The organism is Cribrihabitans neustonicus (assembly GCF_048820895.1).
GTDB classification, from domain to species: Bacteria; Pseudomonadota; Alphaproteobacteria; order Rhodobacterales; family Rhodobacteraceae; genus Cribrihabitans_A; species Cribrihabitans_A neustonicus.
Genome location: NZ_JBMERQ010000003.1, coordinates 314021 through 336020 on the forward strand (window position 1 = coordinate 314021; position 22000 = coordinate 336020).

General features: G+C 65.1%; 18 protein-coding genes, 3 tRNA genes and 1 pseudogene. 9 read left to right on the forward strand and 13 right to left on the reverse strand.

The features are described 5' to 3' along the window. Positions 1-61 precede the first annotated feature (61 nt). Positions 62-457 (forward strand): DUF2147 domain-containing protein, encoded by a 396-nt coding sequence (locus ACOHWE_RS10995; RefSeq protein WP_420666341.1) that lies wholly within the window; start codon positions 62-64, stop codon positions 455-457. 2 nt (positions 458-459) lie between these two features. Here the strand turns inward: ACOHWE_RS10995 and ACOHWE_RS11000 are convergent, their stop codons facing one another. From ACOHWE_RS11000 to hisB, 3 genes are all read right to left on the reverse strand, one after another. Continuing rightward, positions 460-711: a WGR domain-containing protein gene (locus tag ACOHWE_RS11000; RefSeq protein WP_420666342.1), complete on the reverse strand. Its 252-nt coding sequence runs from the start codon at positions 709-711 to the stop codon at positions 460-462. A 532-nt stretch (positions 712-1243) separates the two neighbouring features. Further along, positions 1244-1882, reverse strand: coding sequence for an imidazole glycerol phosphate synthase subunit HisH (gene hisH, locus ACOHWE_RS11005; RefSeq protein ID WP_420666343.1), 639 nt, complete (start codon positions 1880-1882; stop codon positions 1244-1246). 57 nt (positions 1883-1939) lie between these two features. Beyond that, entirely contained in the window at positions 1940-2527 is a 588-nt protein-coding gene (gene hisB / locus ACOHWE_RS11010) for an imidazoleglycerol-phosphate dehydratase HisB (RefSeq protein ID WP_420666344.1), read from the reverse strand. A 173-nt stretch (positions 2528-2700) separates the two neighbouring features. Here hisB and ACOHWE_RS11015 point away from each other — a divergent pair, with 173 nt between their 5' ends. Beyond that, positions 2701-2940: an Lrp/AsnC family transcriptional regulator gene (locus ACOHWE_RS11015; RefSeq protein WP_420666345.1), complete on the forward strand. Its 240-nt coding sequence runs from the start codon at positions 2701-2703 to the stop codon at positions 2938-2940. Between the two features lie 152 nt (positions 2941-3092). Here ACOHWE_RS11015 and ACOHWE_RS11020 read toward each other — a convergent pair. The 7 genes and pseudogenes from ACOHWE_RS11020 to ACOHWE_RS11050 form a co-directional block, all read right to left on the reverse strand. After that, a pseudogene (locus tag ACOHWE_RS11020) lies at positions 3093-4451 on the reverse strand (aminotransferase); the annotation flags it as partial. A 164-nt stretch (positions 4452-4615) separates the two neighbouring features. Further along, a tRNA-Gly gene (locus tag ACOHWE_RS11025) sits at positions 4616-4690 on the reverse strand. 159 nt (positions 4691-4849) lie between these two features. Then, a tRNA-Gly gene (locus tag ACOHWE_RS11030) sits at positions 4850-4924 on the reverse strand. Between the two features lie 90 nt (positions 4925-5014). Beyond that, positions 5015-5428: a very short patch repair endonuclease gene (locus ACOHWE_RS11035; RefSeq protein ID WP_420666346.1), complete on the reverse strand. Its 414-nt coding sequence runs from the start codon at positions 5426-5428 to the stop codon at positions 5015-5017. Continuing rightward, positions 5413-6315 carry a NaeI family type II restriction endonuclease gene (locus tag ACOHWE_RS11040; RefSeq protein ID WP_420666347.1) on the reverse strand — a complete coding sequence of 301 codons (903 nt, stop codon included), beginning with the start codon at positions 6313-6315 and terminating at the stop codon, positions 5413-5415. Before ACOHWE_RS11040 ends, ACOHWE_RS11035 begins: the two co-directional genes overlap by 16 nt. A 57-nt stretch (positions 6316-6372) precedes the next feature. Continuing rightward, a complete protein-coding gene (locus ACOHWE_RS11045) occupies positions 6373-7332 on the reverse strand; it encodes a DNA cytosine methyltransferase (protein WP_420666348.1) in 960 nt (319 codons plus the stop codon). A gap of 133 nt (positions 7333-7465) precedes the next feature. Continuing rightward, positions 7466-7540: transfer RNA gene (locus ACOHWE_RS11050), tRNA-Gly, on the reverse strand. Between the two features lie 156 nt (positions 7541-7696). Here ACOHWE_RS11050 and ACOHWE_RS11055 point away from each other — a divergent pair. Then, positions 7697-7864 (forward strand): hypothetical protein, encoded by a 168-nt coding sequence (locus tag ACOHWE_RS11055; protein ID WP_420666350.1) that lies wholly within the window; start codon positions 7697-7699, stop codon positions 7862-7864. Positions 7865-7989: 125 nt separating this feature from the next. Here ACOHWE_RS11055 and ACOHWE_RS11060 read toward each other — a convergent pair whose 3' ends face one another. Further along, complete coding sequence (locus tag ACOHWE_RS11060) at positions 7990-11430, reverse strand: pyruvate carboxylase (protein WP_420666351.1); 3441 nt, start codon at positions 11428-11430, stop codon at positions 7990-7992. A gap of 326 nt (positions 11431-11756) precedes the next feature. After that, on the reverse strand, positions 11757-12902 hold the full coding sequence (locus ACOHWE_RS11065; RefSeq protein ID WP_420666353.1) for an alpha-hydroxy acid oxidase: 1146 nt from the start codon (positions 12900-12902) through the stop codon (positions 11757-11759). A gap of 144 nt (positions 12903-13046) precedes the next feature. On the opposite strand from ACOHWE_RS11065, the gene ACOHWE_RS11070 reads away from it, so the two are divergent. After that, a complete protein-coding gene (locus ACOHWE_RS11070; protein WP_420666354.1) occupies positions 13047-15416 on the forward strand; it encodes an ATP-dependent helicase in 2370 nt (789 codons plus the stop codon). Positions 15417-15792: 376 nt separating this feature from the next. Here ACOHWE_RS11070 and ACOHWE_RS11075 read toward each other — a convergent pair whose 3' ends face one another. Beyond that, positions 15793-16002: a DUF1127 domain-containing protein gene (locus tag ACOHWE_RS11075; RefSeq protein ID WP_420666355.1), complete on the reverse strand. Its 210-nt coding sequence runs from the start codon at positions 16000-16002 to the stop codon at positions 15793-15795. Positions 16003-16401: 399 nt separating this feature from the next. Here ACOHWE_RS11075 and ACOHWE_RS11080 point away from each other — a divergent pair, with 399 nt between their 5' ends. The 5 genes from ACOHWE_RS11080 (at position 16402) to ACOHWE_RS11100 (ending at position 21985) form a co-directional block, all read left to right on the forward strand. Beyond that, positions 16402-17466, forward strand: coding sequence for an Mrp/NBP35 family ATP-binding protein (locus ACOHWE_RS11080; protein WP_420666357.1), 1065 nt, complete (start codon positions 16402-16404; stop codon positions 17464-17466). Positions 17467-18342: 876 nt separating this feature from the next. After that, positions 18343-18846, forward strand: coding sequence for a division/cell wall cluster transcriptional repressor MraZ (mraZ, locus tag ACOHWE_RS11085; protein ID WP_083792689.1), 504 nt, complete (start codon positions 18343-18345; stop codon positions 18844-18846). Between the two features lie 3 nt (positions 18847-18849). Beyond that, positions 18850-19842 carry a 16S rRNA (cytosine(1402)-N(4))-methyltransferase RsmH gene (gene rsmH, locus ACOHWE_RS11090; RefSeq protein ID WP_420666359.1) on the forward strand — a complete coding sequence of 331 codons (993 nt, stop codon included), beginning with the start codon at positions 18850-18852 and terminating at the stop codon, positions 19840-19842. Continuing rightward, positions 19839-20204, forward strand: a complete 366-nt coding sequence (gene ftsL, locus ACOHWE_RS11095) for a cell division protein FtsL (RefSeq protein WP_420666360.1) — start codon at positions 19839-19841, stop codon at positions 20202-20204. Before rsmH ends, ftsL begins: the two co-directional genes overlap by 4 nt. Next, on the forward strand, positions 20201-21985 hold the full coding sequence (locus ACOHWE_RS11100; RefSeq protein WP_420666361.1) for a peptidoglycan D,D-transpeptidase FtsI family protein: 1785 nt from the start codon (positions 20201-20203) through the stop codon (positions 21983-21985). Before ftsL ends, ACOHWE_RS11100 begins: the two co-directional genes overlap by 4 nt. Positions 21986-22000 lie beyond the last annotated feature (15 nt).

Here is a 22000-nt window from a genome sequence, read left to right on the forward strand (position 1 = left end):
AGACTGATGGCGTGAGGCGGGCCGCATCGGGACGGCTGCCCGCAAACAGGGAGAAGACAGCATGAAACGAATGGCAGCGGCACTGGCGCTGGCGGCAGGGCTGGCCGGGATGGCGGGCGCGGCGGTGGCAGACCCGGTTCTGGGGACCTGGAAAACCCAGCCCGATGACGGCTCCTACGCCTATGTGCAGATGGAGACATGCGGGGCCGCGGTCTGCGGCAAGATCGCCCGGACCTTCAACGCCTCCGGCGAATATCAGTCGCCCAATATCGGCAAGACGCTGGTGATCGACATGGCGCCGCAGGGCGATGGCGCTTATGCGGGCAAGGTCTGGCGGCCCTCGAACGGCAAGATCTACATCGGCAAGATGGACCTCGCGGGGAATACCCTGGCGCTGCGCGGCTGCGTTGCGGGCGGGCTGATCTGCTCCAAGCAGACCTGGAGCCGGGTGAAATAACCCTAGAGCAGCCCCAGCTGCACCGGGATCGGCACGAAGCCCTGGCTCACCTGCCGGTCCCGCGCGGCCTCGAACAGCTGAAGCGCCTCGGCGTGGCTGGCGAAATAGGCCCGCTTCTGCTGCCCGCCCGCCGCGCCGATCGGCCCCGAGGCGCGCTCCACGCACCACTCGCCGAACAGCGTCCGGCTCAGCTGCAGGACGCAGTAGCGGTGGCGGCCGCCGTGGTGATCAAATTTTTCGAAGCGGATCTGCACGGGTGCGGGGGGCCTGGCGTTACGGAAATCGGGTCCGCCCCATATGCCTTCTGTCCGCCGCCCTGTCCATCGCTGACGATGGGGCGGCGCGGCTGACGCCGCTGCTGCCTGGAATTTGTGGCAGGGATGTCAGGGTTCGCCGATATACTGGCCGCGTGCGGGGTAGTCCTTCTCGACGATGAAATTCACCGCCGAAGCCTGCTCGTCCACGGGCGGCCGCGCAAATGGCATGGTCCGAACGCTGCCGAAATAGAGCGTCTGGTCCGCTCAGCCGAGAGCTCGAAGGTGCCGCCGCTGAGGAGCGGCAGGTTAAGGTCCGGGGTCTTTTGGCGGGGATTCAGCATCGGGATCTCCGTGATTCACGCGATGCCGTCTTGCCGCAGGATCGGCGGCGGGCCGGGAGCGCGAGTGCCGCAGGGTCACCCGAAAGTGATCCGCCGCGCGTAGGGGCTGCGGCGGATCGCAGAGGCATTTTGGGCGCAGGGCGGCGGTGTCCCTTGCCGCCGCCGGAAGCGCGTGTCCGAGGTGCGGCTCAAGGCGTCCAGCTCAGGAAGTTGGCAATCATCCGCAGCCCGACGTGCTGGCTTTTCTCCGGGTGGAACTGCATCCCCAGCATGGTGCCGCGGCCGATCACCGCGGTCACGTCGCCGCCGTATTCCGCATGGGCCAGACGCTCGGCCGGATCGGACACCCGGAAGTGGTAGGAATGCACGAAATAGCAGTGATCGCCGCTCTTGATGCCGTCGAACACAGGGTGCGGGTGGTCGATCACCAGGTCGTTCCAGCCCATGTGCGGCACCTTGAGCGCCGGGTCAGAGGGTGTGATCTTAACCACGTCGCCGCCGATCCAGCCGAGACCGGGGGTTTCCTCGTATTCATGCCCAGTGGTGGCCATCAGCTGCATGCCGACGCAGATGCCGAGGAAGGGCCGGCCCTTCTGCTCGACCGCTTCCACCATGGCTTCGTAGATGCCCTTGTGGCCGCGCAGCTCGGCCGCGCAGGCAGGGAAGGCGCCGTCGCCCGGCAGCACCAGCCGGTCGGCCCGCGCCACCACATCGGCGTCCGAGGTCACCACGACCTCGCCCGCACCGGTCTCGCGCGCCATGCGCTGGAACGCCTTTTCGGCGGAATGCAGGTTGCCGGACTCGTAGTCGATGATGGCGGTCAGCATGGCGTGTGTCTCCGGTATTCGAATGATGGTCCGGCCCGCGGGCGGGCCGGTGCGGCCTCAGAGCGCGCCCTTGGTGGAGGGGATCGCATCGGCCTTGCGCGGGTCGGTCTCCACCGCGAGCCGCAGGGCGCGGGCGGCGGCCTTGAAGGCGGCCTCGGCGATGTGGTGGCTGTTGAACCCGTGCAGCTGGTCGATGTGCAGGGTGATCCCTCCGTGGGTGCTGAGGGCCTGGAAGAACTCGCGCACCAGCTCGGTGTCAAACGTGCCGATCTTCGGGGCTGGCAGCGCAGCGTTCCAGATCAGGAAGGGCCGGCCCGAGAGGTCGAGCGCGCAGCGCACCTGCGCGTCATCCATCGGCAAGTGGCATTCGCCATAGCGGCGGATGCCCTTCTTGTCCCCAAGCGCCTGCACCAGCGCCTGCCCCAGCGCGATGCCGGTGTCCTCGACCGTGTGGTGGTCGTCGATGTGATAGTCGCCCTTGGCGCGGATCTTCATGTCGATCAGCGAATGCCGCGCCAGCTGGTCCAGCATGTGGTCGAAGAAGCCGACCCCGGTCTGGTTGTCATAGATCCCGGTGCCGTCGAGGTTGATCTCGACCGAAATCTCGGTTTCCGCGGTCTTGCGGGTGATCTGGCTGGTGCGCATCTGCGGTCCGTCCTTGCTGTCCTGCGCCGCGCTTATAGGGCGGGCGCGGGGGGCGGCTCAAGTGCCGCGCGGCCGATTTGCCCGATCTGTTGCGCGGTCCCGGCGCACGGGATTGCGCCCGCCCGCGCCCCATGCCAGCTTGTCAAGCAAAGGAACCCTTTCGAGAGGCGCATATGTCGACCTGCGTATTCATCCAGATCCGCTGCAAGCCCGGCACCACCTACAAGGTGGCCGAGGAGATCGCGCTGCGCGAAATCCACTCCGAGCTCTATTCCACCAGCGGCAACTTTGACTTGCTGATGAAGCTCTACATCCCGTCGGACCAGGATGTGGGCAAATACATCAATGACCACCTGCTGGATATTCCGAACATCGAGCGCTCACTCACCACGATGACCTTCAAGGTGTTCTGAGGTCTGGATGCGAGGCTCTGCCTCGCGCTCCGGGGTATTTCGGGCCAGAAAGTGAAGAAAGGGGCGGCCCGCTTGGCGCCGCCCTGCTTTCTGTCCTCAAATACCCTGGGGGAATTGGCCGCAAGGCCAAGGGGGCAAAGCCCCCATGACCCTCACCCCTCCAGGACGCCGTCCGATTCCAGCTCGTCATACGCGCGGTCCACAGCCCGTTTGGCGCGGCTCAGCATCTCGTCCACCTCTGCCCGGGTGATGATCAGCGGCGGGCAGAAAGCAAGCGCGTTGCCCGCCACCGCGCGCAGGATCAGGCCTTCCTCCTGGCAGGCCTTCACTGCCGCCGCGCCGCCCTTGCCGCCGGGGATGGTCGCGCCGGTGGTCTTGTTCGAAACCAGCTCCAGCGCCGCGATCAGCCCCTTGCCGCGCACCTCCCCGACCAGCGGGTGGCCTTCGAAGATCTCGCGCAGCTGCGCCTGCATGTAGGCGCCTACATCGGCTGCGTGGTCAAAGATGCGGTCGCGTTCGTAGATTTCCAGTGTCTTAAGCGCGGCGGCGCAGGCGGCGGGGTGGCCGGAGTAGGTGTAGCCATGGCCAAACACCCCGACCTCGTTGGTCTGCTCCACCATCGCCTCATACATCCAGCCGGGGATCACCGCAGCCGAGATCGGGAAATAGGCGGAGGACAGCTGCTTGGCAAAGCTCATCAGGTCCGGCTTGATGCCCATCGTGGTGCAGCCGAAATCAGCGCCGGTACGGCCGAAACCGGTGATCACCTCGTCGGCCCAGACGAGGATGCCGTGCTTGCGCAGGAGCGATTGCAGTTTCTCATAGTAGCCTTCTGGCGGCACGATTACACCCGATGCGCCGGTGATCGGTTCCACGATCATTGCGGCGATGGTGTCCGGGTCCTCAGCCAGAATCTGCTGTTCCAGATTGTGAATGATGCGGTCAACAAACTGCTCTTCGGTCTCATTGCCCCGGCGGCCGGTGTAGTAGTGCGGCGCGTCCGAGCGCAGGATCGAGAGCGCCTCCAGCGGGGCGTCGAAATGCGCGAGATTTGCTGGCAGCGAGGTCAGCGAGCCTGCCGCTACGGTGACGCCGTGGTAGCCGCGCTCGCGGGTGATGATCTTGCGCTTCTCCGGCTTGCCGATGGCGTTGAAATAATAGCGCAGCATCTTGTAGTGGGTGTCGTTGGCGTCCGATCCGGAATTGCCGAAGAAGAAGTAGGCATCTTCCACCGGCACCATGGCTTTCAGCTTCTCGGCAAGCTGCATCACCGGCTTGTGGGTCTTACCGCCGAAAGTATGCGCAAAGGGCAGCGTGCTGAGCTGATCGGTGATCGCCTGAATCACCTCCGCATTGTTGTAGCCGAGCGAGGTGCACCAAAGACCCGCCAGCCCCTCGATGTACTGGTTGCCGTCCGAATCGTAGACGTAGATACCTTCGCCGCGCTCCAGGCAGAGCTGCTCGGTCGCAGTGAAATTGGTAGTGGGATAGATGACTGGGGCCATGGCTGCACTCCTGAGGCTGGCCGCGCGCGGGCGGGACTTCTTTGGGGGTTAGCTTTGGCGGGAAAGCGAGGGGACGTCAAAGGAATTTGATCAAAAAACTTCGGCCGGAAAGGCGGCGGGGGTCGAACGCGAAAGGCCGCCCCGGAGGGCGGCCTTTTCGGAAGTCCAAATGGAGCGGGCGATGAGATTCGAACTCACGACCCTTACCTTGGCAAGGTAATGCTCTACCCCTGAGCTACGCCCGCGCTGCCATTCGGTGAGGCGGTGAATAGGAAAAACCGCCGCCGCCTGCAAGCGGAAAATGACCGGGCGCCGGATTTTCCGCAGCGCGCCCGAAGCAGAAATCGCGGGCTGCCCAAAACAGCAAGGGCCGCCCTGGAGGGCGGCCCTTTCGCTGGTCCGAATGGAGCGGGCGATGAGATTCGAACTCACGACCCTTACCTTGGCAAGGTAATGCTCTACCCCTGAGCTACGCCCGCGCTGCCGTTCGGTGAAGCGGTGTTTAGGCAATCCCGCAAGGGGCCGCAAGCGGAAAATTTGCCTCTTGTGCGGGAAAACCGCAAACCTGGTCAGGCATCCTTCGCGAGGAATTCCAGCAGGCGGCTGCGCAAGGCATCGAGGTCCTTCGTCTCGCATTCCCAGACCGTCAGCACCTGCCAGCCCGACCCGGTGAGGGCGGCCAGATGGGTGGCATCGCGTTCCACGTTGCGCTGCAGCTTGGGCTCCCAGTAGTCCCGGCGTGAGGCGGGGATACGCCCGGCGCGGCAGCTGTGCTGGTGCCAGAAGCAGCCGTGCACGAAGATCACCTTGCGGCGCGGGCCGAATACCAGGTCGGGCTTGCCGGGCAGGTCCTTGCGGTGCAGCCGGTAGCGGTAGCCGAGCCCGTGCACGATCCGCCGCACCAGCATTTCGGGCTTGGTATCCTTGGCGCGGATCTGCGCCATGTTGGCGCTGCGCCGCTCAGGTGTCAGCTTGTCGGCCACGGCAGGGCATGTCCGGATTGTTCGGCCATGCGCGCATGATAGGCGGTGTCCACCCGGCAGGAAATGAATTCGGCATTGCCGCAGGGCGGCAGGCCAAGCGCCTTGATCAGCTGGGTGTCGTACTGGCCGGAGAGCAGCAGGATGCCGGCGCGGGCCAGAATGTCCCGGGTGCCGCGGCCATTGTCCGAGCGTATGCGGCGCATGAAGTCTTTCTGCTTGGCCACCGCCTCCACCACGTCGCGGGAAATGGCGCGGCGCTGCACCAGGCGGAAGAGCGAGGCCATGCGCTCGTTGCCGGTTTCGCCCGCGAAGATCTGGCTGACCGCGTCCTCGGGCACCGTGCGCCAGAAATTGGCCGGGTAGGGGTGGTCCTGCAGCAGCCAGAGGATATTGGCGAACCCCTCCGCCGCCACGGCGCGCTTGGCGTCCTTGTTCTGGCTGCGGGTCAGATAGGCGGGGCGGGCCAGGATCAGCCCGAGGTAGCAACGCGCCCTGGTCTCGTCAGCCGCAACCAGCAGGCAGGGCGCGTCCAGTGCCTCGGTCGGAATCATCCAGGTGCTGCCCATCGTGTGCTTGATATCGACGTCCTGCCCGAGGATCTCTGTATCAAGCCGGCCGGGGCGCAGTTGCAGGAGCGCGCGCAGTTCGATCTCCACGCGGGTGCCAATATAGGTCTTTTCCGTCTTTTCCAGCTCGTCATAGCTGCGCCGCCCGGTCTTGGGCGTCATAATCACGTTGTCGATGCAGTCGCGCAGCATCGCCGGGAACGCCTCGGCCAGCGCCAGGGGGCCGCCCGCGCGCCGGGTGACCTCGGCCGCAAGCTGTGACAGGAGGGGGAAGTCCGGATGGCCGGGGGTGACCCGGCTGGGCGGAAGTTTCTGTTTCAATGCGTGTGTCCTAGCCCGGTCGGCAGGCCAGGCAATGCAGCGGCCCTGAAAGGCGCCTCAGGCCCGCACGGCATGAAGCTTCGGCTTGGCAATCGCCGCCCTCAGCTCGCGCGCGACCGCCTCCGCCACCGGCGGCGGGAAGGCGTTGCCGACCTGGCGGTAGGCGTTGGTTTTGGCGCCAGTGAAGTGCCAGGCGTCCGGGAAACCCTGAATGCGCGCAACCATCCGCACGGTGAGCCGCGGCATGTCGTTGTGGAACGGGTCGGGCGCCTCATAGGCGATGGTGCGCCCTTCGACGCCCAAGGCCGCCCAGGCGCGGCGTGCGCGGGTCGGGCCCAGATCCGGGCCGCCGTGTTTCTTGGAGCCGCCGACGATGGTGGGTGCGATCTCGTCCGCCTTGGCGGCCCAGTCCTCGGCGCCGCGCCAGCCGCGTTCCTTCATCAGGTCCAGAAGCGTTTCGCCAACGGTGCGGGGATTGTGCGGCAGCGGCTCGGGCCAGTTGAACTGGCCTGCGAATTCCTTACGCAGCGCCACAATCGCCACCCGGGGCCTGAGCTGGGGCACCCCGAAATCGGAGGCATTCAGGAGGCGCCAGTCGGTCTCGTAGCCCAGTTTGGAGAGCTGCTTCTTCAGCTTCTCGCGGTAGTCGTGGAACACCGCATCCAAAAAGCCGCGCACATTCTCGATCATCACCGCACGGGGCCGGGTGGCATCGACAATTTCGATCGCGTCATCGAAAAGATTGCGCTCGTCTTTCTCGCCAAGCTGCTTGCCCGCCACGGAAAACGGCGGGCAGGGCAGGCCGCCTGCCAAAAGGTCGATGCCCTTGTAATCGCCCGCAACCTCCTTGAACTTGCGCACGTCCTCTTCCAGCACGTTCCACTTGGGCCGGTTGTGGCGCAGGGTGGCGCAGCAATGCTTGTCGATTTCGACCAGTGCGGTGTGGCCGAAGCCGGCCTTCTCGAGGCCCAGGGCTTGGCCGCCCGCCCCTGCGCAAAGTTCTACCGATGTCAGCATGCCGTCCTGCCCGTCCGCTCCCGTTCTTGCTCTGTTCCTAGCGGCATTGGTGATTCCGCACAAGGCTCAGGCTAGGGGTTATTCCTGAAACACGAAAGGCCACCCGATCGGGTGGCCTTTTCGCCGGTTCGAATGGAGCGGGCGATGAGATTCGAACTCACGACCCTTACCTTGGCAAGGTAATGCTCTACCCCTGAGCTACGCCCGCGCTGCCATTCGGTGAGCGCTGAGATAGGCGCTTGGCGAGCCAGCTGCAAGGAAAAAAATCGTGCCCTCTGTAAAAAAACTGGGGCCTGCTGCGACGGAAACTGCTCCCCCGGGCGTGGAAGGCCGCAAAAGTTGGAGACAGCGAAAGGGAAAAGTCATGGCCGCGAAGGATATGCTGCGGATCGCTAGCCTGGCAGCGGCAATAGCCTTAGGCTTCACGCTGCCGGGGAAGGTGCAGCTGGGCAGGGCCCAGGGGTTCGAAGACCTGGGACCGCCATCCGAAGCGGCGGTGGCGCTGCCGCAGGCAGCGGGGCAAAAGGTCTGATCCCGGTTGCCCCGTTTTCCCACGCAAGGTCCGGTTCCTTCCAGCGGCAGTTCTTTGCCCGCGTAGAAAAGGCGCCGTGCCCTTGGACACGGCGCCTCTCTCAGGGCGGTTGACCGACCGGGGCTTTATTCAAGCTCGACCAGCAGGTCTTTCGCGTCAATCTGGGCCCCGGGATGCACGTGCACGGCGGTGACCACAGCGTCGCGTTCGGCGTGGATGCCGGTCTCCATCTTCATTGCCTCGATGGTCAGCAGCAGATCGCCTTCCTTCACCGTCTTGCCCGGCTGCACCGCCACCGTGGCCACAACCCCCGGCATCGGGGCACCCACGTGGTTCGGGTTGCCGGAATCCGCCTTCGGGCGCACCTCGGCCGAGGCCTTGACCAGCCGGTTGGGCACCCGGATCACCCGCGGCTGGCCGTTGAGTTCGAAGAAGACTTTCACCTCACCCTTCTCGTCGGTGTCGCCGATCGCCTGCAGGCGAATTTCCAGCGTCTTGCCTGGGTCGATCTCGGCGGTGATCTCCTCGCCCGGCTCCATGCCGTAGAAGAAGGTCCGCGTGGGCAGGGTGCGCACCGGCCCGTACTGGCGGTGGCGGCCCATGTAATCGAGGAAAACCTTGGGATACATCAGGTAGCCGTTCAGATCCTCGTCATCGACCTTGTAGCCATCAAGCTCCTTGGACAGCTCTTTGCGGGTCTTCTCCAGGTCCACTGGCTGCAGATGGGCGCCGGGGCGCTCCAGGTTCGGGGTCTCGCCTTTCAGCACCTTCTTGACGATCCCTTCCGGGAAACCGCCCGGCGGCTGGCCGAGGTTGCCGCGCATCATGTCCACCACCGAGTCAGGGAAGGAGACGTCGGTCTTCGGATCCTCCACCTGGGCCCGGGTCAGCCCCTGGCTCACCATCATCAGCGCCATGTCGCCCACCACCTTGGACGATGGCGTCACCTTCACGATATCGCCGAACATCTGGTTCACGTCGGCATAGGTGTGCGCCACCTCGCTCCAGCGGTCCTCCAGCCCCAGCGAGCGCGCCTGCGCCTTGAGGTTGGTGAACTGGCCGCCGGGCATCTCGTGCAGGTACACTTCGGACGAAGGCGCCTGCATGCCGGATTCGAAGGCCGCGTAATGGCCCCGCACGTGATCCCAGTAGTCCGAGATCTCGCGCACCGCGGCAATGTCGAGCCCGGTGTCGCGGTCGGTGTGGCGCAGCGCCTCCACCACGGTGCCGAGCGTCGCCTGCGAGGTATTGCCGGAGAAGGCATCCATGGCGCAGTCAACCGCATCGACGCCCGCCTCCGCGGCGGCAAGGATGGTGGCGACGGCCACGCCTGCGGTGTCATGGGTGTGGAAGTGGATCGGCAGGCCGACCTCTTCCTTCAGCGCCTTGATCAGCTGGCGCGCGGCGACGGGCTTCAGGAGGCCCGCCATATCCTTCAGCCCCAGCACATGCGCGCCTGCGGCTTCCAGTTCCTTGGCCATGCCGACGTAGTATTTCACGTCGTACTTGGCGCGCGCCGGGTCGTTGATGTCGCCGGTGTAGCAGATGGTGCCTTCGCAGATCTTGCCGCTCTCAATCACCGCATCCATCGCGACGCGCATGTTCTCCACCCAGTTCAGGCTGTCGAACACGCGGAAGACGTCGATGCCCTTGGCGGCTTCCTTCACGAAGAACTGCACCACGTTGTCAGGATAGTTGGTGTAGCCCACCCCGTTGGAGCCGCGCAGCAGCATCTGGGTCATCAGGTTCGGCATCCGCTCGCGCAGGTCGCGCAGGCGCTGCCAGGGGCATTCCTGCAGGAAGCGGTAGGCCACGTCGAAGGTGGCGCCGCCCCAGCACTCGACCGAGAACAGCTGGCTGAGGTTCTGCGCATAAGCCGGGGCCACCTTGATCATGTCGTGGCTGCGCATGCGCGTTGCCAGCAGCGACTGGTGGCCGTCGCGCATGGTGGTGTCGGTGATCAGCAGCTGGCGCTGCGCCTTCATCCAGTCGGCAACCGCCTGGGCGCCCTTCTGCTCCAGCAGGTTGCGGGTGCCGTAAGGCGTGTTGCCCGGCTCCACCTTGGGCGCGCGCGGCTCTTTCAGGTCCGGGGAGGGTGCTGCGCGGCCCTCGGTCTCCGGATGGCCGTTCACCGTGATGTCGGCGATATAGGTCAGCACCTTGGTGCCGCGGTCGCGGCGCTTCTTGAACTGGAACAGCTCCGGCGTCTCGTCGATGAACTTGGTGGTGTATTCATTCGACAGGAAGGTCGGGTGCTTCAGCAGGTTCTCGACAAAGGCGATGTTGGTGGACACACCCCGCACCCGGAACTCGCGCAGGGCGCGGTCCATGCGGGCAATCGCCTTCTCGGGTGTCGGCGCCCAGGCGGTGACCTTGGTCAGCAGCGAGTCGTAGTAGCGGGTGATCACCCCGCCCGCGTAAGCTGTGCCGCCATCGAGCCGGATGCCCATGCCGGTCGCCGAACGGTAGGCGGTGATACGGCCGTAATCGGGAATGAAATTGTTGAGCGGGTCCTCGGTGGTCACACGGGTCTGCAGCGCGTGTCCGTTGAGGCGGATGTCGTCCTGGCTGTTCTTGCCGGTGGCCTCGGCCAGGGACTTGCCTTCGGCGATCAGGATCTGCGCCTGGACGATGTCGATGCCGGTCACCTCCTCGGTGACGGTATGCTCCACTTGCACCCGCGGGTTCACCTCGATGAAATAGAAGTTGCCGCTTTCCATATCCATCAGGAACTCGACGGTGCCTGCGCACTCATAGTTCACATGGGCGCAGATCCTGCGGCCCAGATCGCAGAGCTCCTCGCGCTGCGCATCGGTGAGGTAGGGCGCGGGCGCGCGCTCGACGACTTTCTGGTTGCGGCGCTGCACCGAGCAGTCGCGCTCCCACAGGTGGTAGATCTCGCCGTGCTTGTCGCCGAGGATCTGCACCTCGACGTGGCGGGCGCGGGTGATCATCTTTTCAAGATACCCTTCGCCGTTTCCGAAGGCGGCCTCCGCCTCGCGGCGGCCTTCCAGCACCTTTTCTTCCAGCTCCTTCTCGGAATAGATCGGCCGCATGCCGCGGCCGCCGCCGCCCCAGCTGGCCTTCAGCATCAGCGGATAACCGACCTCTGCCGCTTCCTTGCGGATCGCGTTCATGTCGTCGCCCAGCACCTCGGTCGCGGGGATCACCGGCACCCCGGCTTCGATCGCCACTCGCCGGGCGCTGGCCTTGTCGCCAAGCGCGCGCATGGTTTCCGCCTTGGGGCCGATGAAGGTAATGCCGTTGCGGGCGCAGGCATCGACAAAATCCGGGTTCTCCGACAGCAGGCCGTAACCGGGGTGGATCGCATCGGCGCCGCTTTCCTTGGCGACGCGGATGATCTCGTCGATCGAGAGATAGGCCGCTACCGGTCCCAGACCCTCGCCGATGCGGTAGGCTTCATCGGCCTTGAAACGGTGCAGGCCAAGTTTGTCCTCTTCGGCGTAGACAGCGACAGTGCGTTTGCCCATCTCGTTGGCGGCGCGCATTACGCGGATCGCGATCTCGCCACGATTGGCAATCAGGATTTTCTTGAAGTCGGTCATGTCACCCTCGGGGTCCGTGCAAGTTTGTGCAGTGTTAGGCGGATCATATCGGGACGTACATCCGCAGTTCTGGGTATTTCCGGCATGATTGGGCTCTCAAGCGGCCTGTTGGTTGCTTCTCGCCCTGCGAATTCCGGCCGGCAGCGCAGGAGGGCACCCCAGTGCAAGGGGCCGCCTTCGCAGGAATGTTGCGGAAACCTTACAGCCGCGTCACGTTTTTGTAACCATTTTCGCCGCGTTGCAGCGAAAAATTTCGCTCTGCGCTGCGGCATTTCGGCGCGTTTCTTGGGCAAATGGGAGAAATGCGTCTCAATAGCGCCCGAATTTCAAGCCAAGGGCCTCACCTTGAGGTTGCGCGCTTCCATTAGGCTGGACAGGCCAAGCTGGCCCATGTTGGCTTGCAGATCACGGGCCAGCACATCGGCCAGATGGGCGGGGCCAACGGCGCCGAGCGCTGCCAGCGCGTAGTGGAAGGCGCGGCCCAGCATCACAAAATCCGCCCCCAGCGCCAGCGCGCGCAAGATGTCCAGCCCGGTTTCGACGCCGCTGTCGAAGATCACCGGCAGATCCACGGCCTCCCTGACTTCCGGCAGCAGATCTATCGCGGCGGGGCAGCCGTCGAACTGGCGGCCGCCATGGTTGGAGACCCAAACTGCATCTGCGCCTGCCCTTTGCAGGCGTCGAGCATCCTCCGGGCGCAGCACCCCCTTCACCACCAGGCGCCCCTGCCAGTTTCGCCGCAGCCAATCCACATAGTTCCAGTCCGGCGATGTTCGCAGCAGGTAGCCGATGTGCTCAGTGGAGGGCAGGCTGGCGCGCGGCGCACTGATGTACTTTTCGAGCGTGCGCATCCGCGGCATCCCCTGCCGCGCCATTCCCAGCGCCCAGGCCGGCCGCCGCGCCACCTGCGCCAGCAGCCGGGGAGTAAGCCGCGGCGGCTGGGTCAGGCCGGAGCGCGTCTGCCGCTCCCGGCGCGAGGCCACCGGCACGTCCACCGTCAGTACCAGCGTTCCGAATCCCGCCTCCCGCGCACGTGCCAGGAGGTCGGAGCGGATCGCCTCGTCCTTGGGCGGGTAGAGCTGGAACCAGCCATGCGCGCCCAGGTCGGGTGCCAGCTCCTCCGGCGTGCGGCTGGCCACGGTGGAGAGGCAATAGGGCAGACCGGCCTGCGCCGCCGCGCGCGCCAGCAGCCGCTCGGCATCGGGCCAGATCAGGCCCGACATGCCCACGGGCGCAATGCCGAAGGGCAGGGCCAGCGCCTCTCCCATCAGCGCCACCGACAGGTCCGGCTGCATCGGCCCGTGCAGGATCGAGGGCAGCAGCCCGATCAAGTCCAGCGCGCTGCGGTTGCGGGCCTTCGCCGCCTCCGCCCCGGTTCCGCTGTCGAGGTAGTCCCAGACAAAAGCGGGCAACCGCTGCTGAGCGCGCGTCTTCAGGTCGGAAAGGCCGGGGTAACGCTGATGCAAATCCATGCCCGCATTAGCAGTGCCTGCCTTGCAATTGTCCAGCCCCGCGCAGACGGCCGCAGCGGCCGTTCTGGCAGAGCCCGGAAGGGGTGTGAACAGAGTGTGAACGTCCCCTTTCCGCCGCCGCTGAATCACGCTAGGATCACGGCCATGAGCAGTTTTGACGAAATGGACGCCTTCGAAGGCGCATCATTGTCGGCCCGTGCCATGCAGGCGCGGCCGATGCCGTATCTGGACAGCCTCAACCCGGCGCAGCGCGAGGCGGTCGAATGCCTCGACGGGCCTGTCCTGATGCTTGCTGGTGCGGGCACCGGCAAGACCAAGGCGCTGACCGCGCGGATCGTGCATCTGCTGAACACCGGCCGCGCCCGCCCGAATGAGATCCTGGCGGTGACCTTCACCAACAAGGCGGCGCGTGAGATGAAGGAACGCGTCGGGGCCATGCTCGGCCAGGCAATTGAGGGGGTGCCATGGCTTGGCACTTTCCACTCGATCTGCGTGAAGCTGCTGCGCCGTCATGCCGAGCTTGCCGGGCTGAAGTCGAATTTCACTATCCTGGACACCGACGACCAGATCCGCCTCTTGAAGCAGCTGATCCAGGCTGCAGGCATCGACGACAAGCGGTGGCCCGCGCGGATGCTCGCGGGTATCATCGACGACTGGAAGAACCGCGCGCTCACGCCCGGGAAGGTGCCTGCGGCCGATGCCGGCGCCTACAATAACCGAGGGCCCGAGTTTTATGCCCTCTACCAGGCCCGGCTGAAGGAACTGAATGCGGTCGATTTCGGCGACCTGCTTCTGCATATGGTCTCCATCTTTCAGGAAAACCCGGACGTGCTGGAGCAATACCAGCGCTGGTTCCGCTATATCATGGTGGATGAGTACCAGGATACCAACGTCGCTCAGTATCTCTGGCTGCGGCTGCTGGCGGGGGCGCACAAGAACATCTGCTGCGTTGGCGACGACGACCAGTCGATCTACGGCTGGCGCGGCGCCGAGGTCGGCAACATCCTGCGCTTCGAGAAGGACTTCCCCGGCGCCAAAGTGGTGCGGCTGGAACAGAACTACCGCTCTACCGGCCATATACTCGCCGCCGCTTCCAACGTTATCCGCGGCAACGCCGGGCGGCTGGGCAAGGAGCTTTGGACCGAAGCCGGCGATGGCGAGAAAGTCCGCCTGATCGGCCATTGGGATGGCGAGGAAGAGGCCCGCTGGATCGGCGAGGAGATCGAGGCAATGCAGCGGGGCACCCGCGGGCAGGCGCCGCTGGGGCTAGACCAGATGGCCATTCTTGTCCGCGCCTCGCACCAGATGCGCGCGTTTGAGGACCGCTTCCTCACCATCGGGCTGCCGTACCGGGTGATCGGCGGTCCGCGCTTTTACGAGCGGATGGAGATCCGCGATGCGATGGCCTATTTCCGCGTCGTGGTCTCGCCCGACGACGACCTGGCGTTCGAGCGTATCGTCAATACCCCCAAGCGCGGGCTGGGCGACAAGGCGCAGCAGACCATTCAGGGCATCGCCCGCGAACACGGTGTGCCGCTCCTGGAAGGCGCGCGCCGCGCGGTGGAGGGCGGCCATATCAAGGGCAAGGGTGCCGGTGCCCTGCGCGAACTGGTCGAGGGCATCGCGCGCTGGGGCCGTATGGCCGGTGACGCCGACATGACCCATATGGAACTGGCCGAGATCATCCTCGACGAGTCCGGCTACACCGCCATGTGGCAGAACGACAAGACGCCCGAGGCGCCCGGCCGGCTGGAAAACCTCAAGGAACTGGTGAAGGCGCTGGAGGCCTTCGAGAACCTGCAGGGATTCCTCGAACACGTCAGCCTGGTGATGGACAACGACCAGCAGGACGCCGATCAGAAGGTCTCGATCATGACTCTGCACGCCGCCAAGGGGCTCGAGTTTCCCGCCGTCTTCCTGCCGGGCTGGGAGGACGGGCTGTTTCCCTCGCAGCGTTCGATGGATGAAAGCGGTCTCAAGGGTTTGGAAGAGGAGCGCAGGCTGGCCTATGTCGGCATCACGCGGGCCGAGCAGATCTGCACCATTTCCTTCGCTGGCAACCGGCGGGTGTTCGGGCAGTGGCAGTCGCAGCTGCCCTCCCGCTTCATCGACGAGCTGCCGGAGGAACACGTGGAGGTACTGACGCCGCCCGGGCTTTACGGCGGCGGCTACGGCGCCGCAGCCCCCGGCGCAGCGATAGGCGGCGGGGAAGTGAAATCCCGTATCGAGGAACGCATGGCCGCGGCTGACGGCTACAACTCGCCGGGCTGGAAGCGGATGCAGGCGCGCGCGGGCCAGCGGGGCTTGAGCCAGCCGAAGGAAAGCAAGCATCAGGTGATCGACCTCACCGCGACTTCCAGCTTCACCCTGGGTGAGCGGGTGTTCCACCAGAAGTTCGGCTATGGGGCCATCACTGGCATCGAAGGCGACAAGCTGGAAGTGGATTTCGAAAAGGCGGGTGTGAAAAAGGTCGTTGCCCGCTTTGTCACCGCAGGCGACGACGTCCCGTTCTGAGCCACAGTCTGGCATCTTGAAGGATCGGATCGCGCAGCGATCCGATCCGGGCGCTTGGGCGGCGGGCAGCACGCTGCCCACGCGCCACCTCTTCCTAATAAAATAGCACAAGACGGCACCCGCGCGCGGGCTGCAAGCGGCCGTGGGCCGGTATGTCACTGCGTGGGGAGAGGGTGAAAAACAAGAAACGGCGGCGCCCAGGGAGGAGGAGGGGGCACCGCCGTTCTGTCTAGCACCGGAGATCAGGGAGGAGGAGATCCCGATGCATTCGTGCCCGGCTTTACGCCGGTATAGGGTGCGGTGGCATCAGGGAGGAGGAGGATGCCACCGCGTAGTGCAGGCCCTCAAGGGAGGAGGAGTGAGGACCTGATCTCTATTAGTTGTGCTCGTAGGCGGCCTGGTAGGCCACACGTTTAATATCCGACCGGCTCAGGCCGAGGTCAGAAAGCTCACGGCCGCTCAGGGCGGAGAGCTCGCTGACGGTCTGGCTGTAGAGCCGGTAGCGGTTCACCTTGACCATCAGCGCCTGCAGCCAGCCGAAGGGTGCTGCGGGTTTCGCCAAGCTGATCTGTTGTGTCGCTGCCATCGGTCTATCCTCAGTCAGTCTGTTCCGTTGCTGCGCCGTGGCGCCGTTTCTTGAACACCAATTTAAGGAAATCCCGGGGCGGGACAATCCCGTGCCTCGTCATTGCTGCTATGCAGCATTTGCATGGGTGACCCTACGTATGCCATTGGAAAGCTGCGGCAAATTTGGGCGGCTTGAACGCGGCTGCCGGGTATTGCGGCAGGAGCGGGGCGGCTGGCGCGGCTGCGGCCCCCTGAGGCGCCGGCCCGCGCCAGCTGGCGGGCGGTCATTTCTCGGCCGGTTGCGGCTGCTTCGTGGTGAGCGAATCCTTTATTGCATCGGCGCGGGCCGGTCCGTACTGCGCTTTCGCGCGGGCCGCCACGCGCATATATATGGCGCAAGCAAAGCAGGAGGGCGCAAATGCCGGTCACTCAGGAAGATATACACGCTGCGCTGGAGCGGCTGGCACTGCCCGATGGCGGTACGCTCGTGTCGCGCGATATGCTGCGGGCGCTCAGGATCGAGGACGGGAGAGTCAGCTTCGTGATCGAAGCGCCGAACCCCGAGGTTGCCAAGCTGATGGAGCCCCTGCGCAAGGCGGCGGAAGCAGCGGTGCTGGCGCTGCCGGGCGTAACCGGAGTAAGTGCCGCGCTCACCGCCCATACACCTCAGCCGAAGGCGCCAAGCCTGAAGATTGGCGGCCATGCCAAGCCGCAGGCCGGGCCAATGAAGCCCGCAGGCGTGCAGCGCATCCTGGCGGTGGCATCGGGAAAGGGCGGGGTGGGGAAATCCACCGTCGCCTCCAACCTCGCGGTGGCTCTCGCGAGGCAGGGCCGCAAGGTCGGACTCCTGGATGCCGATATCTACGGGCCGAGCCAGCCCCGGATGATGGGCGCCAAAGGCCGGCCCGCCAGTCCCGACGGCAAAACCATTGAGCCGCTCCACGCCCATGGCGTGACGCTGATGTCGATCGGTTTCATGCTGGAAGAGGGCAAGGCCGTGGTCTGGCGGGGGCCTATGCTGATGGGCGCGTTGCAGCAGATGCTGGGCCAGGTGAATTGGGGCGAGCTTGATGTGCTGATCGTCGATCTGCCCCCCGGCACCGGTGATGTGCAGCTGACCCTCTGCACCCGCGCCGAAGTGTCGGGAGCCATCGTGGTCTCGACGCCGCAGGACGTGGCGCTTTTGGATGCCCGCAAGGCGATGGACATGTTCAAGACGCTGGACACGCCGGTACTGGGGCTGATCGAGAACATGTCCTTCTTTACTTGCCCGGACTGCGGCGGCGAACATCACATCTTCGGCCATGGCGGCGTGGCGGCCGAAGCGGAGGTATTGGGGCTGCCGCTCCTGGGCGCGCTGCCCATCGACCTCGAGACCCGGCTGGCGGGCGACGGCGGCACGCCGGTGGCGGCGGGCGAAGGAGCAATGGCGGAGGCCTATGCCCGCATCGCTGCCGGGCTTATCAAGGGCGGCATGGCCTGATCTGCCGCCTTCTTCTCAGGTTGGAAGGGCCCGCTTTTTGGCGGGCCTTTGGCTTTCGGTGAGGCTGTGCCGCGGTAAATCCCCTGCTGAAATGGAGGTTCCGGCGGGGCGCGCAGCGGCGCGCGGCGGTCTTCGGTCGTCTCCAATTCCGGGAGGGAATTCCGATCTTCCTCCGCGTCTTCGCGCGAAAGGCTCCGGGCGGGCGGGAATTCATGGCACTGGCGGGAAACCGCGGGGCAATTGGGAATTTATGGGCGGCATGGGAAATCGTGGCCCATCTGCGCGGCTTCCCGCCGCCGGCGCATGCGAATCATCCGAAGATCCGACGGTTTAGGCAAATTTACGCTCTTCGCAGTACGGATTTCGGAACATTTGCCGAACATTTCCCTGTTCCGGGAGACGGAAGTTGGAATCGCGGGAAACTATGGGAAAAAAAATCGGGAGGCAATCGGCATCTATATGTTGTGTCGCAGCTTAAATGCGCGTCAACACTGGCCAAATTGTTGCAGAATTTGCCCCGAATCTCTTGCAGAATCTGTGCGATCCTGACACCGGCTTACCGATTCTGTGCAAAAAACAGTTGCGGGGCCATCAATTCCCATAGTATCCCTTATTCATCGGATGAGACGAGGGACGGGGCGCACAAAAGACCCCAGCCAAAAACAACAAAGCAGGTTTCATACAGGCCTTCGCTTTCATCAGACAAGAAGAGATCCGGCGCGCGGGCGAGCAGACATCCCCCCAGGTGGCGCGCGCAGTCGGACATCCCGCACGGCGGGTCAAGGCGGCGGGTTGATCGGTGGCAGCAGATCAACCCGCCGCTTTTTATTCTGGGGAATGTTAAGGCGCGCGGGGCGCGGGAAAGGGGCAGAAAGCTTGGGCCGCAGGTTCAGAGGCGAGAGCCACCACAAGGTGGACAGCAAGGGGCGGGTGTCTATCCCGGCCTCTTTCCGCCGTGTGCTGGAGGCTTCTGACCCCAATTGCGACCCTGGCGGCAACCCCGAGCTGGTGATCGTCTACGGTGACCACCGCCGCCAGTTCCTGGAGTGCTATACGATGGAGGCGATCGAGGAGGTCGACGCCAAGATCGCGGCGCTGCCACGTGGCTCCAAGGGCCGCAAGATCCTCGAACGCATGTTCAACGGCCAATCTTTGCCGACCACCGTCGATGAAACCGGCCGCCTTGTCCTGCCCGCGAAACTGCGGCAGAAGATCGGTCTTGAGGGCGAGGCCTTCTTCATCGCCTCCGGCGACACCTTCCAGATCTGGAAGCCCGAGACCTACGAAGAGGTCGAGATGGCCGAAGCGGAGAAGCTGATGGAAGAGCTTCCGGAAGACTTCGACCCCCTTGAATTTCTAGACGGCGCCGGAGGCGCATAGATCATGACGGACCGCCCCTCTGCTCCTTCCGGTCCCCACATCCCCGTTCTGCTGAGGCCGCTTCTGGCGGCGGTGGCGCCGGTGTCGGGCCGCTGGCTCGATGGCACCTTCGGCGCCGGCGGCTACACCCGCGGCCTTCTGGAAGCCGGCGCTGAACAGGTGATCGGCGTCGACCGCGACCCGCTTGCCTTTGAACTCGCCAAGCCCTGGGCCGGGGAGTATGGCGAGCGGCTGGTTCTGCAGCAGGGCGTGTTCTCGCGCTTGGACGAGTATGCGCAGGACCTCGATGGCGTGGTGCTGGATCTCGGTGTCTCCTCCATGCAGCTGGATCTGGCAGAACGCGGCTTCTCTTTCATGAAAGACGGGCCGCTGGACATGCGCATGTCACAGTCCGGGCCTTCAGCAGCGGACCTGATTGCCGAACTCACCGAAGCCCAGATCGCCGACATCCTGTTTCACTACGGCGAGGAACGCGCGAGCCGCCGCATCGCCAAGGCCATCGTCCGCGAACGCGAGATCGAACCGATCACCACCACCCTGCGCCTTGCGGGCATCATCGAAAGCTGCCTGCCGCGCCCCAAGCCCGGCCAGTCGCACCCGGCGACCCGCAGCTTCCAGGGCCTGCGCATTGCGGTGAACGCCGAATATGACGAGCTGTTCGAAGGGCTCCTGGCGGCCGAACGCGCGCTGAAGCCCGGCGGGCTCCTTGCCGTGGTCACATTCCACTCGGTCGAGGACCGGATGGTCAAGCGCTTCTTCCAGCACCGCGCAGGCAAAACCGGCCGCGCCAACCGCTATGCGCCGGAACAGCAAGAGGTCCCCGCCCAGTTTGAGCTGGTGACCCGCAAGGCGGTGGGGCCGGATGAGGACGAGTTGGCCGAAAACCCGCGCGCGCGCTCCGCCCGGCTGCGCGTCGGCCGCCGCACCAATGCCGAGCCCGGCCCGATCACCGCCAAGGAACTGGGCATGCCGCAGTTGAAAGAGGCCCGGAAATGAAGACCTTGCTCTATGCTGCCACCGCGCTCGCCGTTTTTGGCCTCGCGTTCTGGGCCTACCGTGAGAACTACGCCACCCAGCAGGTGCTGAAGGAAACCCGCGCGCTGCAGCGCCAGATCGGCGCCGCGCAGGTGCGGCTGAGCGTTCTGCGCGCCGAATGGGCGTACCTCAACCGCCCGGCGCGGCTGCGCGACCTTGCCGAGATCAACTTCGACCGGCTGGGCCTGCTGCCGCTGCGCCCGGACCAATTCGGGCGCGTGGACGAGGTGACCTATCCCGAACCGCCAGAGTTGGAAATTGATGGGGGCATCGAGGTTTCCTCTGCCAATGCAGCCCTCAGCGCTGGGAGCCAGCTGCCATGATCCGCACCCCGCTGCGCCCGCTCGCCCGCGTCCTTCACGCCCGCGCAACCGGCGCAAACCCGGATGCGATCGAAAAGGAAAACATCAGCCTGCGCCATCAGGAGATGCAGGCCCGTGCGCGTCAGCGGGCCGAGGGGCGGCTCTTGATGCTGGGGCTGTTCTTCCTCTGTGCCTTCGGCGCGATCGCCGGGCGGATGGGGATCATGGCAGTCTCCGAGCCGGCCGAGCCGGTGGCCCGCGCCCCGGGCAGCATCATCGCCATGCAGCGCGCCGATATCGTCGACCGCAACGGCACGCTGCTGGCGACAAACTTCGAGACCCACTCGCTCTACGCCCAGCCGCCGCAGATGATCGACCCGGTGGGGGCGGCGGATAAACTGGTGGAGATCTTCCCCGACCTTGACCGCGAGCGCCTGGTCAAAGACTTCACCGGCAAGCGCAAGTTTCTGTGGGTAAAGAAGAAGATCAGCCCAGAGCAGAAGCAGGCAGTGCATGATATCGGCGATCCTGGCCTGATGTTCGGCCCGCGCGAAATGCGGCTTTATCCCAACGGCAGCCTGGCCGCGCATGTGCTGGGCGGCGCCGGTTTCGGCAAGGAAGGCGTGAGCGCCGCCGAGGTGATCGGCGTTGCCGGGGTGGAGCGGCAGTTCGACGACTACCTGCGCGACCCGGCCAATGCGGGCCAGCCGCTGCAACTGTCGCTTGACGTTTCGGTGCAGGCTGCGGCGGAGCAGGTGCTGCATGGCGGTATGAAGCTGATGAACGCCAAGGGCGCCACTTCGATCCTCATGGATGTGCACACAGGGGAAGTGATCTCAGTGGTGTCGCTACCGGATTTCGACCCCAACAACCGCCCGCGTCCGCCGGCCTCGGGCTTTGACCCTTCGGTCAGCCCGCTGTTCAACCGCGCGGTGCAGGGCGTCTACGAGCTGGGCTCTACTTTCAAGATCTTCACCACCGCGCAGGCCATGGACCTCGGCCTGGTGGAAGAGGACACCATCATCGACACCCGCGGCCCGCTGCGCTGGGGCCGCTTTGCGATCCGTGATTTCCGCAACTACGGCAACGAAATGTCGGTGACCAAGATCATCGTCAAATCCTCCAACATCGGCACCGCACGGCTGGCGCAGCAGATCGGAGTGGAGCGGCAGAAAGCCTTCCTCGAAACGCTGGGCATGCTGGAGCCGACACCGTTCGAAATCACCGAGGCGCAGGGCGGCAAGCCGCTGCTGCCCGCGAACTGGTCCGAGCTGTCGGCGATGACGATCTCCTACGGCCATGGCATCTCGACCACGCCGATGCACCTGGCGGCGGGCTATGCCGCGATTGCCAATGGCGGCCGTTACGTACGCCCGACGATTCTGAAACAGAACGGCCCGCAGGCCGGCGAGCGGGTGCTGAGCGAGGCCTCGGCCGAGGCCGCGCGCAGAATGTTGCGTAAGGTGGTAACCAGCGGCACAGCCAGCTTTGCCGAGGTTCCGGGCTATCAGGTCGGCGGCAAGACAGGGACTGCCGATAAGCCGAGACCCCGCGGCGGCTACTACGAGGACAAGGTGATAGCCACTTTTGCCTCTATATTCCCGGCGCATGACCCGAAATACGTGCTGATCGTGACGCTCGATGAGCCCTCGATCATCGCCCATGGAGAGGAACGCCGCACTGCGGGCTGGACTGCCACGCCGGTCGCGGCGGAGATGATCGGCCGCGTCGCACCGCTCCTGGGGCTGCGGCCGCAAGTTGAACCCGCAGAGGTGACTGGTATAACCCTTACCTCGAACTAGACAGGTGAGGGCCGC

What these genes read in the sequence shown, in the direction of transcription:
- ACOHWE_RS10995 (WP_420666341.1), top strand. Translation starts at nt 62, where the DNA reads ATGAAACGAATGGCAGCGGCACTGGCGCTGGCGGCAGGGCTGGCCGGG.
- hisH (WP_420666343.1), bottom strand. Translation starts at nt 1,882, where the DNA reads ATGCTGACCGCCATCATCGACTACGAGTCCGGCAACCTGCATTCCGCC.
- hisB (WP_420666344.1), bottom strand. Translation starts at nt 2,527, where the DNA reads ATGCGCACCAGCCAGATCACCCGCAAGACCGCGGAAACCGAGATTTCG.
- ACOHWE_RS11015 (WP_420666345.1), top strand. Translation starts at nt 2,701, where the DNA reads ATGTCGACCTGCGTATTCATCCAGATCCGCTGCAAGCCCGGCACCACC.
- ACOHWE_RS11045 (WP_420666348.1), bottom strand. Translation starts at nt 7,332, where the DNA reads ATGCTGACATCGGTAGAACTTTGCGCAGGGGCGGGCGGCCAAGCCCTG.
- ACOHWE_RS11055 (WP_420666350.1), top strand. Translation starts at nt 7,697, where the DNA reads ATGGCCGCGAAGGATATGCTGCGGATCGCTAGCCTGGCAGCGGCAATA.
- ACOHWE_RS11060 (WP_420666351.1), bottom strand. Translation starts at nt 11,430, where the DNA reads ATGACCGACTTCAAGAAAATCCTGATTGCCAATCGTGGCGAGATCGCG.
- ACOHWE_RS11065 (WP_420666353.1), bottom strand. Translation starts at nt 12,902, where the DNA reads ATGGATTTGCATCAGCGTTACCCCGGCCTTTCCGACCTGAAGACGCGC.
- ACOHWE_RS11070 (WP_420666354.1), top strand. Translation starts at nt 13,047, where the DNA reads ATGAGCAGTTTTGACGAAATGGACGCCTTCGAAGGCGCATCATTGTCG.
- ACOHWE_RS11075 (WP_420666355.1), bottom strand. Translation starts at nt 16,002, where the DNA reads ATGGCAGCGACACAACAGATCAGCTTGGCGAAACCCGCAGCACCCTTC.
- ACOHWE_RS11080 (WP_420666357.1), top strand. Translation starts at nt 16,402, where the DNA reads ATGCCGGTCACTCAGGAAGATATACACGCTGCGCTGGAGCGGCTGGCA.
- rsmH (WP_420666359.1), top strand. Translation starts at nt 18,850, where the DNA reads ATGACGGACCGCCCCTCTGCTCCTTCCGGTCCCCACATCCCCGTTCTG.
- ftsL (WP_420666360.1), top strand. Translation starts at nt 19,839, where the DNA reads ATGAAGACCTTGCTCTATGCTGCCACCGCGCTCGCCGTTTTTGGCCTC.
- ACOHWE_RS11100 (WP_420666361.1), top strand. Translation starts at nt 20,201, where the DNA reads ATGATCCGCACCCCGCTGCGCCCGCTCGCCCGCGTCCTTCACGCCCGC.